Here is a 14,090-nt window from a genome sequence, read left to right on the forward strand (position 1 = left end):
TTGTCGCAGTAAAACGTGTCGTCGATTACAATGTTAAGATCCGCGTTAAGGGCGACGGATCAGGCGTTGAGCTTTCGAATGTGAAGATGTCGATGAACCCGTTCGACGAGATTGCGGTTGAAGAGGCGATCCGCCTGAAGGAAGCTGGCAAGGTCACGGAGATTGTGGCTGTATCGGTCGGCCCGGCACAGGCGCAGGAAACACTGCGCACGGCACTTGCCATGGGTGCGGATCGCGCCATTCTGGTGAAGACCGACGAGACGGTCGAGCCGCTCGGCGTCGCCAAGGTCTTGAAGGGCGTGGTCGATGCGGAAAAGCCAGACCTCGTCTTCCTCGGCAAGCAGGCCATTGACGACGATGCCAACCAGACCGGCCAGATGCTGTCGGCGCTTCTCAACTGGAGCCAGGCAACCTTTGCCTCGAAAGTGGAACTGGGCGACGGTTCGGCCAAGGTCACGCGCGAAGTGGATGGCGGTCTGCAGACCATCGATGTGAAGCTTCCGGCGATTGTCACGGTTGATCTTCGTTTGAACCAGCCGCGCTATGCATCGCTGCCAAATATCATGAAGGCAAAGAAGAAGCCGCTGGACGAGAAGTCGCCTGCCGATTTCGGTGCCGATATCACAGCGCGCCTGAAGGTCCTGAAGACCGAAGAACCGGGTGGCCGCAAGGCTGGCGTCAAGGTTGGCTCGGTTGGCGAGCTGGTCGAGAAGCTTAAAGCTGATGGCATCATCTAAGAAATCGGAAGGGACACGATAAATGGCTATTCTTCTTTTTGCCGAACATGACAATGCAACCCTTTCGGACCAGACGGCAAAGGCGCTGACGGCAGCCGCCCAGATCGGCGGCGATGTCGATATTCTGGTTGCAGGCAAGGGCGCAAAGGCGGCAGCCGATGCTGCTGCCAAGCTGAAAGGCGTGCGCAAGGTTCTGCTGGCTGAAAGCGATGCGCTGGAAAACCGTCTGGCTGAGCCAACGGCAGCGCTCATCGTGGCACTCGCCGCCAATTACGACACGATCATCGCTCCGGCGACGACCTCGGCCAAGAACATCCTGCCGCGCGTTGCAGCACTTCTCGATGTGATGCAGTTGTCGGAAATCATGGAAGTCGTATCGGCAGACACGTTCAAGCGTCCGATCTATGCAGGCAATGCGATCCAGACTGTCCAGTCCACCGACGCCAAGAAGGTGATCACGGTGCGCACGGCCTCTTTCCAGGCCACCGGCGATGGCGGTTCGGCTGCGGTTGAAAGTGCAACTGTGCCTGCCGATCCAGCATTGTCTAGCTTTGTTGGCAATGCGCTGTCGGCTTCGGACCGTCCGGAACTGACCTCGGCCAAGATCATCATCTCGGGCGGTCGTGCACTTGGTTCGGCTGAGAAGTTCCAGGAAGTGATCCTGCCGGTTGCTGACAAGCTCGGTGCGGCGGTTGGTGCCAGCCGTGCGGCAGTCGATGCGGGCTATGCGCCAAACGACTGGCAGGTTGGCCAGACGGGCAAGGTTGTTGCACCGGAGCTTTACATCGCTGTCGGCATTTCCGGCGCGATCCAGCATCTGGCAGGCATGAAGGACAGCCGCGTCATCGTCGCCATCAACAAGGACGAAGAAGCGCCGATCTTCCAGGTTGCCGATTACGGCCTCGTCGGCGATCTCTTCACCGTGCTGCCGGAAATGGAAAAGGTGGTCTGATCTTTCCGACGGCGCGACAAAATGAAAAACCCCGCATAAGCGGGGTTTTTGTTGCTTAGTCTGCAAGCACCAGCAGATCGTGCGCCGCGAAATGTACGGTCACCTTGTCACCGCGCTGTGGCGGCGGCTGTGTCGGATCGTTGAACGTGTCGAAGGACAGTCGGTTTTTGCCCAACGCCACGCGCGTGCGGATGACGGAGCCGAGGAAATGCACATCCTCGATGGTCGCATCCAGCGAAGTGTCGTGGCTCTTGCGCGCTTCGAGGCTGACGGCTTCAGGGCGTAGCGCCAGCGTCACCGGTTTGCCCTTTGGATGATGGCCGAGCGTGTCGCGCACGGTGATCATGCGGCCGTCGAGGTCGATGCCGTTTTTCTCCGGTTCGCTGACCGAAGCTTCCAGCATGTTGAGCGTGCCCACGAAGGACGCCACAAAACGCGAGGCCGGACGGTTGTAAATGTCGAAAGGCGAGCCGATCTGGTCGGCGCGGCCTTCATGCATGACCACAATGCGATCGGAGATCGACAGCGCTTCTTCCTGATCGTGCGTCACGAAAACCGTCGTAATGCCGAGCTTTTGCTGGATGGTGCGGATTTCTTCGCGCAGGCTGATGCGGATCTTGGCATCAAGCGCCGAGAGCGGTTCATCGAGCAGCAGCACCTGCGGCTTGGTGGCAAGCGCGCGGGCAAGCGCCACACGCTGCTGCTGGCCGCCGGACATCTGATAGGGATAGCGGTCCGCCAGATGGTCGAGGCGGATGAGGCCGAGCATTTCCTTCACCGTGGCGTCGATTTCCGCCTTCGGCTTGCCAGCAACGCGCAGGCCGAACGAAACGTTCTGCGCAACCGTCATGTTGGGAAACAGCGCATAGGCCTGAAACACCATGCCAATATTGCGCTGGTTCGGCTTGAGGTCGACCACGTCGGTGCCGTTAATCTCGATGGAGCCGTTATCCGGATCTTCGAAACCGGCGATCATCCGCAGCACGGTGGTCTTGCCGCAACCCGATGGCCCAAGGAAGGAGACGAATTCGCCCTTTTCCACGGCGAGGTTGAAATCGTGGACGACGGTATTGGCGCCGAAGCTCTTTTTCAGGTTCTTGATATTGAGAAAAGCCATGAACGTTACCCGGCGGTTGTCTTGAATTTATTGAGGCGCGAAACGAGCTGCAACATGATGATCGCCAGCCACGTAATGCCAAACGAAATGATCGCCAGCGCAGACGGTTCATAAGCGCGGTTGGCGCCGACCAGCTGGAGATAGGGTCCGAAAGCCGGACGGTTCAGCAACGAAGCCAGCGTGAACTCGCCGATGACGATGGCGAAAGTGATGAAGGCGCCGCTCATCACGCCCGAAATCACATTCGGGAAGATGACCTTGAACATGATGGTGGGCCAGCTTGCACCAAGGCTTTGGGCGGCTTCCGTCAGCGTATTCACGTCGATGGTGCGCATGGCGGTATCAACGGCGCGATACATGTAAGGCAGCGACAATGTCATATAGCCGAACATCAAAAGCACGTCGGTTGCGCGCGTCGATGCGGTGAACGGCAACCACGACGACGAGTTATAGATGCGCAGATAACCGAACACGATGACGATGGCCGGAATGACCAGCGGCATCAGCGTGATGAATTCCATCACCGGGCGCAATTGCGGCAGGCGCAGGCGCACCCAATAGGCGGTTGGCACAACCAACAGCACACCGAAAATGATGGTCAGAATGCCCAGCAGGATCGAGTAGCCGAAGGTTGCCTGGAAATTCGGGTCTGTGAAGACGACGCGATAGGCGTCGAAGGAATATTCGCCGCGCCGCATGCGCAACGAGAATTCGAACGTGCCGATGAGCGGCACGAGGAAGTAGACCGCGCCAATGAAAAAGGCGATCCACGCTCCGATTTTCTGAGCTGTCGAGCCTTTCATCGCTGCCACCTTTCGGCGCGGATACGCAGCCAGATATAGATCAGGTTGGATATGCCGGTGATGACGATCATGCCGAGCGCCAGCGCATAACCGAGATTCTGGTTATGCAGAACGTCGCCGCGGATCTGCGCATAAAGCAGGATCGGCACGATGTTGAGCGAAGAGCCGGTCAGCGCATAGGCGGTTGCAATAGCGCCGAAGGCATTGGCGAAAAGCAACAGCGTCGTGCCGAGCAGGCTAGGCCACAGGATCGGGAAGGCCACCATGCGCCAGTATTGCGCATTGGTTGCACCGAGGATCGAGGAAGCTTCGCGCCATTCCTTCTTCAGACCGTCGAGCGCGGGCGTCAGGATGAGCACCATCAGCGGAATCTGGAAGAAGAGATAGGTCAGCGTCAGGCCGAAGAAGCTGAGGAGGTTAAAGCCGGTCGAATAGAGATTGAAGCCGAACCACTCGCGCAACAGGATTGTCACGAAGCCAGTGCGCCCGAGCGTCGCCAGAAAGGCGAAGGCGAGCGGCACGCCCGCAAAGTTGGACGCCACGCCGGAGAAGGTCAGAACGGTCGGGCGCAGCCATGACGGCAGATTGCCCAACACCACAGCCCAGGCCAGAAAGAAGCCGATAATTGCGCCACCGATGGCCGATGCAAGGCTCACCTTGATCGAAATCCAGTAGGCGCTCATGATCTGCGGCTGGAACAGGTCGTTGATGTTCTGGAGCGTGAAATTGCCCGCCGGGTCCTGAAACGCGCCGATGATGAGATACATCGTCGGCCAGATCAGGAAGAGAATGGCGAAGAGGAAAAACGGCGCCACGCCAAGCCATGTCAACGGTAGTCGGCGTTTGCGAACGCTACCGACCGGACTGGCTGGGGCTGCTGTATCGGCTACTAAACTCATGCGCTCTTTCTTCGGCTGCCTGTTTTCGCACGCGCTGCATGCGAAAACAGGCAAGATACACGACATATCCGTCGAGTAGAGGCCAACAAAACGGGAAAATCGGAATTGGACCAACCGGGAAACGCCCGGCTGGTCCAACACCTTTTTCACAGGTCCATCGTCAGAAACGAACGAAGTCGCTTACTTGACGTTGGCGCCGACGACGCTGTCCCATTCCTTGGTGATCGTTGCCTGTGCGGCGTCAATCTGTTCCAGGGTCGGGAAGATTGCCTTTTCATAGGCGGTTGCGTCCGGCAGCTTGTCGAGCAGATCCTTCGGGATCTTGCCAGCTTTGCTCATCGCATTGAAGCGGATCGGGTGGCAGTAGCCCTTCAGATAGCCGATCTGGCCTTCATCCGAATAGATGTGTTCCATCCAGAGCTTGGCCGCGTTCGGATGCGGTGCGTAGGCGCTGATGGCCTGCACATAGACGCCGGCAATCACGCCCGACTTCGGGATGATGGTTTCAACTTCCGGGTTGCCCTTCAGCGTGTCGCGATCGGCAAGCGCGTTGTAGTCCCAACGGATGATGATCGGGGTCGAGCCCTGCGCCAGCGAAGCAGCCTTGCCGATAACCGGCACGAAGTTGCCCTTTGCGTTCAGGTCCTTGAAGAACTCGAGGCCCTTCTTGCCAGCGGCTTCGCCCGGCTCTGCGCCAGCAGCAATACCGGCAGCGTGAACGCCGAGAATGGCCTGTGCCGAAACGCGCGGATCGCCAGCCAGCGAAACGGCATTGGCATAATCGCTCTTCAGAAGGTCAGCCCAATCCTGCGGAGCGTCCTTGATGATGTCCTTGTTCACTTCGAAGGCCAGAACGCCGTAATAGTCGCCGTACCAGTAGCCTTCGGCATCCTTGGCGCTATCCGGAATTTCGTCCCAGGTCGAAACCTTGTAAGGCTGGATCAGGCCGTCTTTCTTGGCCGAGGTGCCGAAAGCAAAGCCGACGTCGATGACGTCCGGAGCCTGCGGGCCCTTATTGTCCTTGTTGGCCTTGATGGCTTCAATTTCATCGCCCGAACCGGCATCCGGGTTCAGCTCGTTGACCTTGAGGCCATACTTGTCCTTGAAGCTCTTGATGATTTCGCCATAGCCGCACCAGTCGTGCGGGAGTGCGATGGTGGTCAGTTCGCCTTCTGCCTTGGCTGCAGCGATCAGTTCGGCTGACGGCTCGGCAGCGGCGATGGAAACTCCGGCAACGGCGATAGCGGTCGAAAGCGACAGCAGACGCGCTGTATAGCTAAGCATTGTTTGACTCCCCTAATATAGGTCGACGAAAGCCCCCGGCCAATTCCGGAGCCCGCCTACCCGTTACCCGCCCGACATGACGGTTGGATGACAGTTTGCTGCTTGTCACAAATTGCCAACAGCAGAAAGTGAAACACGTTTTCAGTAGCTTAGCAATTCATCCCTGTGGGGAAGGGGCATTTTTATGACAAGAAATGTGACAGAAGTTTCGCGGTTGTCACATTTTGAACGGAAGCTGTTCCCGCTACGACAAGGATTTGCCTGCTCGCGGCGTGGTTGTGTTTTCGGGCCCTTCAAACGAAAAAACCCGAAAGGCTTATGAACCTTTCGGGTTTCGTATGAAAGCTTGGGAGGATGCTTTCAGGGTGTCTTTTCCGGCTCGCGGAGCTGGCTAGTGCCCGCCGCCACCACCGGCCACCTGCTTTGGCTTGCGCAACAGGATGGCGCAGACAGCCAGCGAACAGAACATCATCGTCAGGATGAAGAACACGTCGATGAAGGACAGGAGCGTCGCCTGCTGCCGGACCATGCCCGACAATTTGGAAATCGCGATGGTTGCGCCGTCGAGACCGGCGGCATTGTATTTAGCTGTCAGGTTGGCGAGCATCTGCTCGGCTTCCGCATTGCCCCAGCGCACATGTTCGGCAAGCCGGTCATAATGCATGTCGCCGCGGCGCGTCAGAATGGTGTTGATGACCGCAAGGCCGACAGCGCCGCCGAGGTTACGCGTCAGGTTGAAGAGGCCGGAGGCGTTCTTCAGTAAGGCGGGTGGCAGCGTGCCGAGCGCCAGATTGTTGATCGGCACCATGCAGAGCATCAGCGAACAGCCGCGCAGGATCTGCGGGATCAGCAGTTCATGGAAATCCCAGTCGGCGGTCAGGCCAGTGACGGTCCATGTACCGGCGGCAAAGCCGAGGAAGCCGATCATCATCATCAGGCGCGGGTCCATGCGATTGGACAGGAAGCCTGCAACCGGCGCGGTCATGAACATGGCAAGACCGCTGACGAACAGCGCTTCGCCGATCTGCAACGCATCATAGCCACGCACGCTGGCGAGATAGAGCGGATAGAGATAGGTCAGCCCGTAAAGTCCCACGCCCATGACGAAGGAAAACAGCGAGCCGAACGCGAAATTGACGTTCTTGAAGGCACGCAAATCCACGATGGGTTCTTCGGATGTGAAGGCGCGATAGAAGAAGAGAATGCCGCCGACGGTCATGACAATGGTCAGGATGAAAATCGCCTGATCCTGCAACCAGTCGTTACGCGGGCCTTCTTCCAGCACATATTCCATAGAGCCGAGGAAGGCTGCCATACCGATAAGACCCCACCAGTCGAACTTGCTGAGAAGCGAGCTGTCGCCTTCGTCGAAGTCGATCAGGTTCCAGGCGGCGATGGTGACCAGAATGCCAGGGCCGACATTGACCAGAAACAGCCAGTGCCAGGAAAAGGCGTGGCTGAGATAGCCGCCGACCGTCGGGCCGATGGTCGGTGCAAGCGTGGCCACAAGGCCGATCATCGGCGAGACGATGGAGCGCTTGGAGGGTGGGAAGATGGTGAAGGCTGCCGCGAACACGCTGGGGATCATGCCGCCGCCGATGAAGCCCTGAATGGCACGATAGACGATCATCTGATCGATATTCGTCGCAGTGGCGCAGAGCATGCTGGCCAGCGTGAAGCCCGCCGCCGAAAGCGTAAACAGCACGCGTGTCGACAAGAGCCGCCCGAGGAAGCCGGACAGCGGGATCATGATGACTTCCGCGATCAGATAGGACGTCTGCACCCACGAAATTTCGTCGGAGCTGGCGCTCAGGCCCGCCTGAATTTCGGACAGCGATGCCGAGACGATCTGGATGTCGAGAATCGCCATGAACATGCCGAAGACCATGGCCAGAAAGGCGATAGCCTTTTTGGGGTCGATGCGGTCATCTGCCGGGGCTATTGGCCCCATTGTCGTGTCTGCGGCCATGATGGCGCACTCTCCAGGACAAAGCATTTCCAGCAAAAGTGCGAAGCGGTTTTGCGTTGGACAATGCAGTGCGAAACAAGACTGCATTTCCAGCAAAAGTGCGTAGCGGTTTTGCGTTGGATAATGCGTAAAAATAACTAGAGCGGTTCCGGCGATTCCGTAAAGCCGGAACCACTCTGGAAGAAAAGACGGCGCGGAACACAAAAGCCGCGCCGCTGCTTATCCTTGCGACAATCGTATCGTCGAATTTTTAGTTCGACTTGTCTTCAGGGGCGGTACGCGTATCGATGTCCACGACAACGCTCAGACCGGCGCGGATTTTACCGGAATCCAGCGCATCCTGCGGAATGGCGATACGGACCGGTACGCGCTGCACCACCTTGGTGAAGTTGCCGGTGGCGTTTTCCGGCGGCAAAAGCGAGAACACCGCGCCCGAAGCAGGAGCGACCGAAACGACCTTGCCGTCAAACTTGGTGCCGTCGATGGCGTCGACATAGATATGCGCTGTCTCGCCGGTCTTGATGTTGGCGAGCTGCGTTTCCTTGTAATTGGCGTCGATATAGAGCTGACCGACCGGCACAAGTGCTGCGATCTTCTGACCGGCGGATACGAGGTCGCCCTTCTTGCCGGAGAGATTGCCGACCACGCCGTCGAACGGTGCGCGTAATGTAGTGAAGGCCAAATCACGAGCCGCTTTATCACGAGCAAGTTCTAGCGATTTTGTGCCGCTGTCAGTTTCTTTATACTGCGCATTGAGAACGTCGATATTCGCCTTGGCAGAAGCGATCTGCGCATCAGCGCTGGCAACATTGGCGCGTGCCTGATCGAGCGACGACTGGGCCGTATCGAGATCGGCCTGCGCGACAAAACGCGTGGCGTGCAGTTTCTGCATACGCGTCAAGGTGGCCTGCGCATTGGTCAGGACAGCGTTTGCTGCCTGTTTCTGTGCTTCGGCCTGCTGCTGGGTTGCCTTTGCTGCGGTCGTCTGCGCGACGATGCGGGCCAGCGTTTCCTTTTGCGTGGAAAGCTTGGCTTCCGTTTCGTCGAGAGCGATCTGGTAATCGCCGGAATCAAGCTGGAAGATCACATCGCCAGCCTTGACATGCTGGTTGGCAACGACCGGAATATTGTCGATATAGCCCGTAACTTTCGGCGCAATGGACGCGATATCGCCCTGTACATAGGCGTCGTCGGTCGAAACCATGAAACGGCCTACGGTCCAATAATCATAGCCATACCAGAGGCCTGCGGCCACAGCGACGATCAAAACACCCGGCAGCACAACGCGCTTGCCGAAGCCCTTTTTCTCGCCACCTTTCGCATTTTCCTTGTGCGGCGTCTCCTGTGGACGCGCATTGGGTACAGCGTGGGGCTGCGTTCTCTCGTTCTGCGGTGCATCATTTGTTGCCGGAGCTTCGTCCGGCGTAAAGGTTTTGGCCGTCGGAAACTGGCGAATATCGGCCTGATCTACAGACTTCTTGGCAGTCATAGGAGAAACTTTCTGCACATCCAGTGGATTGAACCGCTCGGTTCGATGTTGACATAATCCAATAAGATGCGCATATCAAGCGATATAGAACCGCTCGGTTCGAAAAAATATAAGAGTTTTGTGATATGAAGCCCGAACGGCATACCGAAGGAAGCCCAGAAACGCTCACCACGCCTGATCTCGATCGGCATGATGCGGGCGAAGTTGCGGCCAATTTCGTCAAGACGGGCTCAAAATCCGAAAAGCTTGCAAAGTCCGAAAAGTTCAAAGCCAGTTCGCTTGCATGCGCGCCTGAAACCGAATGCGGACGCACGCGGCTTGGCGCGGGTCAGGACCCGGCAAAGCGCAGCCAGATACTGGAAGGCGCGCAAAGCGTATTCCTGCGCATGGGCTTCGACGCCGCCAGCATGAACGATATCACCCGTGAAGCGGGCGTGTCGAAGGGCACGATTTACGTCTATTTCAACAGCAAGGAAGACCTGTTCGTCGCTTTGTGCGAACATTACCGTCATACCATGTTCAGCACGCTGATCGGCAAGCTGGACAATGGTTTTTCCAATCGTGAGGAACTGACGGAGTTCGGCATCGCGCTGGTGACGCTGATTACGTCTTCGACCGCCATTCGCGCGCAGCGCATCGTTCTGGGCGTCAGCGAGCGCAAGCCGGAACTTTCCGCCCGTTTCTATGACCGGGGTCCGAAGCGCAGTCTGGTCGCCATGGCCGAATATCTGGAAAAGATGATCGAGGACGGCGTTCTGGAACCGTTCGACGTCGATCGGGTCGCCTACCAGCTCTCCGATTTGTTTCTGGCCGGGCTTTATCGCCCGCGTCTGTTCGGTGTGATTGCCGACGAGCCATCAGACGAAGCCATTCGCAAAAACGTGGAAACGGCGGTGGATTTCTTCTTCCGAGCCTATGGCAAGACTAGTTAAGCGGCGTATTTGTTCCAATTGGGAACAAGCTTTTTGAAACTGTGCCTTATTTTCACTCTGTTCTTGTGTGTAACAACTTGCGGCACAATAATTGCGAGTTGCCATGAGGCGTATTTTTTTTGTCACTTATAAACAATTAAGCAGTTTGTCGGGCGCGATTCGAAACATAGTCGCCAGCAGGACATAAGGCGACGGACCGAAAGCTTAAGCGGCTTGATTCTTAAGGATATTTCGCATGACTCTTGACCTGATTCATTTTCCAAATTTCAAGAAGACCTTTTTTGGAGCAGCATTTCAAAGCGATACGCTCGCACTTTTGAGCCGCATCCGTGATGAAGTCGGCTGCCGGCACATCATGCACGCCTATCGTGGCCGCATGAATGAATGTGCCAAGCTCAATTCCAACGATCTGACGCTGGTGATGACCGTTCCGACCGCCTGGTCGGCGCGCTATTCGACGAAGAACTACTTCGCCATCGATCCGATCTTTCAGGAGGATGCACCCTATTTCTCCAATGACGGCAGCGGCATCGTGCGTGATCTGCAGGAAGACGCCAATATTTGTCCGTCAGTTGCGGAACTGTTGCAAGATGCTGAAAAGCACGGGCTTGGCAATATTTTCATTGCCGTTTCCGCGCGCAATCCGAAGGGCGCTTCCGGCTGCACGCTGTTCTCGTTCGAGATCGACAAGGACGAGGATCGCGAACAGTTCGTGACCAAGCTGCGTCCGCGTCTGCTCAGCGTGTCTGGCGTGATCCACAATGCGCTGTGTGGCCATAAGGACGCCAGCTCGGTGGCGAGCCTGCTCACACCGCGTGAGGTGGATTGTCTGCGTTGGGCGGCCAATGGCAAAACCGATGGCGAAATTGCGGATATTCTCAGCATCGCCCGCTGGACGGTGGTGACCTATCTGCAAAACGCGAAAATCAAGCTGAATTGCTCCAACCGCACGTCGGCTGTGGCGACAGCTTTGTCACTTGGCATTATTGAAATGCCGGGCACCGAACATCTTATGTAATTCAGCAATTGTCGGTTCGGTGACGGGCCGGTCACGACGCTTCCGGATAGACCGGAAGCGCGGACTGCTTTGATTTATTTTGTTTTATTGATTGCATTTCCGAACGTGGGGCGTTCAGCCCCGCTGGAAATAAACTAGCCGCTTAAACTGCTTGATGGCACCGGATGCGTTTGCTCGCGTCCGGTGTCATTTTTCAAGCCCGCATTGTCCCGCGCAAAACCGCTTCGCACTTTTGCTGGAAATGCTTTAAGCCCGCTTCTTCAGGGGCAGTCTGGCCTCACGGAAAGCGTTTCGCAGGCGCGCCGTGTTCTTTGCGGGATCCTGATCGGCATCTTCAAAGGTGATGTGGTTCAGCTCCACGCCAGCCGTTTTATCCGTCAGGATCAGCCGGAAATAGGCATAGACGCCCTGATTGCGGAATTCCATGTCCAGCACCACCGATGGCGGTGATTGCCAGTCGCAGCGATAATCGCCGCCATGGCCCAGTTCCAGCGTGCCGGGGAAGAAGTAAAGCTCTGTCGCTGAGCTGACGACATCGGCAATATTGGCAAAAAGCTCGCAGCGGATGAAGGCGATGTAGTCAGCCGGATCGACGAGACGCAGCTCAGTCACCACTTCATGCAGGTTCTCGGCGATGATCGCTTCACGTTCGTTGGAAAATTGCAGACTCTTCATCGTGTCACCATCGATCGTTGAGAACAGGCCAATAATATTTGGGAATAGGGCAAAGTCATAGCTATACCATTAGTGTAATGCATGCCGCGTATTGATGATGCGGATGAGTTCGGCAACGGCTTTATAGAATTCCGGTGCGATCATCTGGTCGACATTCACCTGTTTATAAAGTGCGCGTGCGAGAGGCACGTCCTCGAAGACTGGTATCGAGTGCTGGGCGGCCACTTCTCTTATCTTGAGCGCGATCAGATCCTGCCCCTTTGCAACGACGACCGGTGCGGCGTCTTCATTCGGCTTGTAGCGCAGTGCTACGGAGAAATGCGTCGGATTTGCGACAATCAGCGTGGCGGTCGGGACGGCGCTGATCATACGGCGGCGGGCGCGATCACGTCCGAGTGAACGCAGGCGCGATTTGACCAGCGGGTCGCCTTCCGACTGCTTCAGCTCGTCCTTGACTTCCTGCCGCGTCATGCGCAGTTCCTGACGCCAGTGGATGCGCGACCAGGCAAGGTCGAAGGCTGCGATCGCTGTAATCGCCAGCACATTGGCGACCAGAAGGCGCACCATGTTTTCGTGCAGGAATTCCGGCAGGGCGCTCGGTTCGGTCGCGATTGCGTCCGTGAACAGGCTGTTGCCCTGAAAGAAGACGATGAAAACGATGAGGCTGGCGGCGAGAAACTTCGCCACCGATTTCAGAAATTCCACCTGACCGCTGCGGCCGAAAATGCGCTGCCACCCCTTGAGTGGCGAAATGCGTGAAGCCTGCGGGCGAATACGCTCGCCGACGATGCGCGGCGCGTTTTGGAAGGCAGACGAGGCGATGCCTGCCAGCGGAATGATGATGAAGACCGGCACAAGCGCTGCGCCGACCGCCAGCGCCAGCACGCTGAACAGGCGGCTTGCATCTTCGGCGCTGTTGAGAACCCAGTCCTCGGGACGGTCGATCAGTTCGCGCAGAAACACGGCGAGCTTTGTCGTGGCGGGTGCGGCGACAAAGACGGCGATGATCAGAAGCGAGGCGACGCCAGCGAGGATCGGCGTTTCGCGGGAAAAGGGCATATTGCCCTTTTCCAAGGCGTCGCGGATCTTCTGCTCGGTCGCTTCTTCTGTTTTGCTTTCCTTATCGGTATCGTCCGCCATACGTCACACCGGTCCTCAGGCAGAAGCTTCGTTCGCGTCGAGGGTGATGATGCCGCGCTCGGAAAGATCAATGGCAATGCGCGAGATCGTACGGCGTGCGTCGGCGATATTCTGGGCGGTGATATTGCCCTGCTCGGCGCCAAGTTCTGTTTCCACCATGCGGCGACCGCGGGTGGAGAGCGAGGACAGGACGAGTTCCTGAAGCTTGGCATCTGCGCCACGCAGCGCGGTTGCGATCTGTTCGGTCTGCACTTCATCGAAGAGCAGCAGACGCGCACGCTGCGACAGGCGCTCGATGTCTTCGAAGGTGAAGAGCTTGGCCTTGATGCGATTGAGGTCGTCGCGGTTGAGGTCCTCAAGGCTTGCCATCAGTTCTTCCATCTCGTTCTTGTCGAGCTGGTTGAAGATATTGGCAATCTGGCCGTGATGGGCTTTGACCGGGCCGGAATCGCTGCGACCCAGAAGATCGCGGCGCAGCACATCTTCCAGCAGTTCGGCTGCGGCGGGCGCGACATTGCCGATATGCAGCGAGCGCTGCACGACGGCATTACGCAGCTGCGGCGGCAAGGCCACGAACAGGCGCGCGGCAAGGTCCGACGGCAGTTTGGAGACGATATAGGCGATGATCTGCGGATGCTGGTCGGCCAGATAGGCTTGCAGGCTGTCGACCGGCAGGCGACCGAGCTGCACCCAGACCGATTCCTGTACCAGCTGCGGCTGCACGCGTTCTTCGAACACGGCATCCACTTCTTCCTGCGGCAGCGTATCGCGCAACAGGCCTTCGAAGCGTTGCCCGGCTTCCGAAACTGGCGCGCCCTCGGCGAATGAATCCTCGAATTCCTTCACGAGCTGTTCGAAATCGAGCGGCGAGATCGGGTCCAGCGTGCGGGCATGACCGGCAAGCTTGCGCAGATCCTCGGCGCTGAAATGCTTGAGAAGGCGCGACGCAGCCGGGCGGCCGATAGCCACCAGAATGGCTGCCGCCTTTTGCGCGCCGCTCAGCGTATCGATGATGCCGCTGGCGCTTTCTTCAGCGAGGGTTTGCTGCTCTTTTTCGGTCATGGAGATGTCCGGG

Annotated in this window: 13 protein-coding genes; 4 read left to right on the forward strand and 9 right to left on the reverse strand. The window is 57.6% G+C overall.

The genetic code is table 11. The features are described from left to right. Both ACTJKP_RS20595 and ACTJKP_RS20600 read left to right on the forward strand, forming a co-directional pair. Window positions 1–737 (forward strand): electron transfer flavoprotein subunit beta/FixA family protein (locus tag ACTJKP_RS20595; protein WP_440631982.1); only part of this gene is annotated, 737 nt, incomplete at its 5' end. A gap of 22 nt (window positions 738–759) precedes the next feature. Continuing rightward, window positions 760–1,689 carry an electron transfer flavoprotein subunit alpha/FixB family protein gene (locus ACTJKP_RS20600; RefSeq protein ID WP_440631983.1) on the forward strand — a complete coding sequence of 310 codons (930 nt, stop codon included), beginning with the start codon at window positions 760–762 and terminating at the stop codon, window positions 1,687–1,689. A 55-nt stretch (window positions 1,690–1,744) separates the two neighbouring features. Here ACTJKP_RS20600 and ACTJKP_RS20605 read toward each other — a convergent pair whose 3' ends face one another. The 6 genes from ACTJKP_RS20605 to ACTJKP_RS20630 form a co-directional block, all read right to left on the reverse strand. Beyond that, a complete protein-coding gene (locus tag ACTJKP_RS20605; RefSeq protein WP_440631984.1) occupies window positions 1,745–2,806 on the reverse strand; it encodes an ABC transporter ATP-binding protein in 1,062 nt (353 codons plus the stop codon). 5 nt (window positions 2,807–2,811) lie between these two features. Continuing rightward, window positions 2,812–3,609: an ABC transporter permease gene (locus ACTJKP_RS20610; protein ID WP_078340844.1), complete on the reverse strand. Its 798-nt coding sequence runs from the start codon at window positions 3,607–3,609 to the stop codon at window positions 2,812–2,814. Further along, window positions 3,606–4,508 (reverse strand): ABC transporter permease, encoded by a 903-nt coding sequence (locus tag ACTJKP_RS20615; RefSeq protein ID WP_440631985.1) that lies wholly within the window; start codon window positions 4,506–4,508, stop codon window positions 3,606–3,608. The genes ACTJKP_RS20610 and ACTJKP_RS20615 overlap by 4 nt, the downstream gene beginning before the upstream one ends. Window positions 4,509–4,688: 180 nt before the next feature. Beyond that, complete coding sequence (locus ACTJKP_RS20620) at window positions 4,689–5,792, reverse strand: ABC transporter substrate-binding protein (RefSeq protein ID WP_440631986.1); 1,104 nt, start codon at window positions 5,790–5,792, stop codon at window positions 4,689–4,691. A gap of 391 nt (window positions 5,793–6,183) precedes the next feature. After that, window positions 6,184–7,761 (reverse strand): DHA2 family efflux MFS transporter permease subunit, encoded by a 1,578-nt coding sequence (locus ACTJKP_RS20625; RefSeq protein WP_440631987.1) that lies wholly within the window; start codon window positions 7,759–7,761, stop codon window positions 6,184–6,186. 250 nt (window positions 7,762–8,011) lie between these two features. Continuing rightward, window positions 8,012–9,250: an HlyD family secretion protein gene (locus tag ACTJKP_RS20630; RefSeq protein ID WP_151592199.1), complete on the reverse strand. Its 1,239-nt coding sequence runs from the start codon at window positions 9,248–9,250 to the stop codon at window positions 8,012–8,014. A gap of 125 nt (window positions 9,251–9,375) precedes the next feature. On the opposite strand from ACTJKP_RS20630, the gene ACTJKP_RS20635 reads away from it, so the two are divergent. Then, on the forward strand, window positions 9,376–10,182 hold the full coding sequence (locus tag ACTJKP_RS20635) for a TetR/AcrR family transcriptional regulator (protein WP_138787284.1): 807 nt from the start codon (window positions 9,376–9,378) through the stop codon (window positions 10,180–10,182). Between the two features lie 235 nt (window positions 10,183–10,417). Beyond that, entirely contained in the window at window positions 10,418–11,200 is a 783-nt protein-coding gene (locus ACTJKP_RS20640) for a helix-turn-helix transcriptional regulator (protein ID WP_440631988.1), read from the forward strand. Window positions 11,201–11,446: 246 nt separating this feature from the next. Here the strand turns inward: ACTJKP_RS20640 and ACTJKP_RS20645 are convergent, their stop codons facing one another. From ACTJKP_RS20645 to ACTJKP_RS20655, 3 genes are all read right to left on the reverse strand, one after another. Next, the gene (locus ACTJKP_RS20645) at window positions 11,447–11,875 is read right to left on the reverse strand and encodes a hypothetical protein (protein ID WP_113534931.1); all 429 of its coding nucleotides are present in this window, start codon (window positions 11,873–11,875) and stop codon (window positions 11,447–11,449) included. A gap of 69 nt (window positions 11,876–11,944) precedes the next feature. Further along, on the reverse strand, window positions 11,945–13,015 hold the full coding sequence (gene flhB, locus ACTJKP_RS20650) for a flagellar biosynthesis protein FlhB (protein WP_440631989.1): 1,071 nt from the start codon (window positions 13,013–13,015) through the stop codon (window positions 11,945–11,947). A gap of 15 nt (window positions 13,016–13,030) precedes the next feature. After that, window positions 13,031–14,077 (reverse strand): flagellar motor switch protein FliG, encoded by a 1,047-nt coding sequence (locus ACTJKP_RS20655; RefSeq protein ID WP_440631990.1) that lies wholly within the window; start codon window positions 14,075–14,077, stop codon window positions 13,031–13,033. Window positions 14,078–14,090 lie beyond the last annotated feature (13 nt).

The sequence above is a fragment of the Brucella sp. 22210 genome (assembly GCF_052045675.1).
Taxonomy (GTDB): domain Bacteria; phylum Pseudomonadota; class Alphaproteobacteria; order Rhizobiales; family Rhizobiaceae; genus Brucella.

Coding starts and splice junctions, on each gene's coding strand:
- ACTJKP_RS20600 (WP_440631983.1), top strand. CDS start 760: ATGGCTATTCTTCTTTTTGCCGAACATGACAATGCAACCCTTTCGGAC.
- ACTJKP_RS20605 (WP_440631984.1), bottom strand. CDS start 2,806: ATGGCTTTTCTCAATATCAAGAACCTGAAAAAGAGCTTCGGCGCCAAT.
- ACTJKP_RS20610 (WP_078340844.1), bottom strand. CDS start 3,609: ATGAAAGGCTCGACAGCTCAGAAAATCGGAGCGTGGATCGCCTTTTTC.
- ACTJKP_RS20615 (WP_440631985.1), bottom strand. CDS start 4,508: ATGAGTTTAGTAGCCGATACAGCAGCCCCAGCCAGTCCGGTCGGTAGC.
- ACTJKP_RS20620 (WP_440631986.1), bottom strand. CDS start 5,792: ATGCTTAGCTATACAGCGCGTCTGCTGTCGCTTTCGACCGCTATCGCC.
- ACTJKP_RS20625 (WP_440631987.1), bottom strand. CDS start 7,761: ATGGCCGCAGACACGACAATGGGGCCAATAGCCCCGGCAGATGACCGC.
- ACTJKP_RS20630 (WP_151592199.1), bottom strand. CDS start 9,250: ATGACTGCCAAGAAGTCTGTAGATCAGGCCGATATTCGCCAGTTTCCG.
- ACTJKP_RS20635 (WP_138787284.1), top strand. CDS start 9,376: ATGAAGCCCGAACGGCATACCGAAGGAAGCCCAGAAACGCTCACCACG.
- ACTJKP_RS20640 (WP_440631988.1), top strand. CDS start 10,418: ATGACTCTTGACCTGATTCATTTTCCAAATTTCAAGAAGACCTTTTTT.
- ACTJKP_RS20645 (WP_113534931.1), bottom strand. CDS start 11,875: ATGAAGAGTCTGCAATTTTCCAACGAACGTGAAGCGATCATCGCCGAG.
- flhB (WP_440631989.1), bottom strand. CDS start 13,015: ATGGCGGACGATACCGATAAGGAAAGCAAAACAGAAGAAGCGACCGAG.
- ACTJKP_RS20655 (WP_440631990.1), bottom strand. CDS start 14,077: ATGACCGAAAAAGAGCAGCAAACCCTCGCTGAAGAAAGCGCCAGCGGC.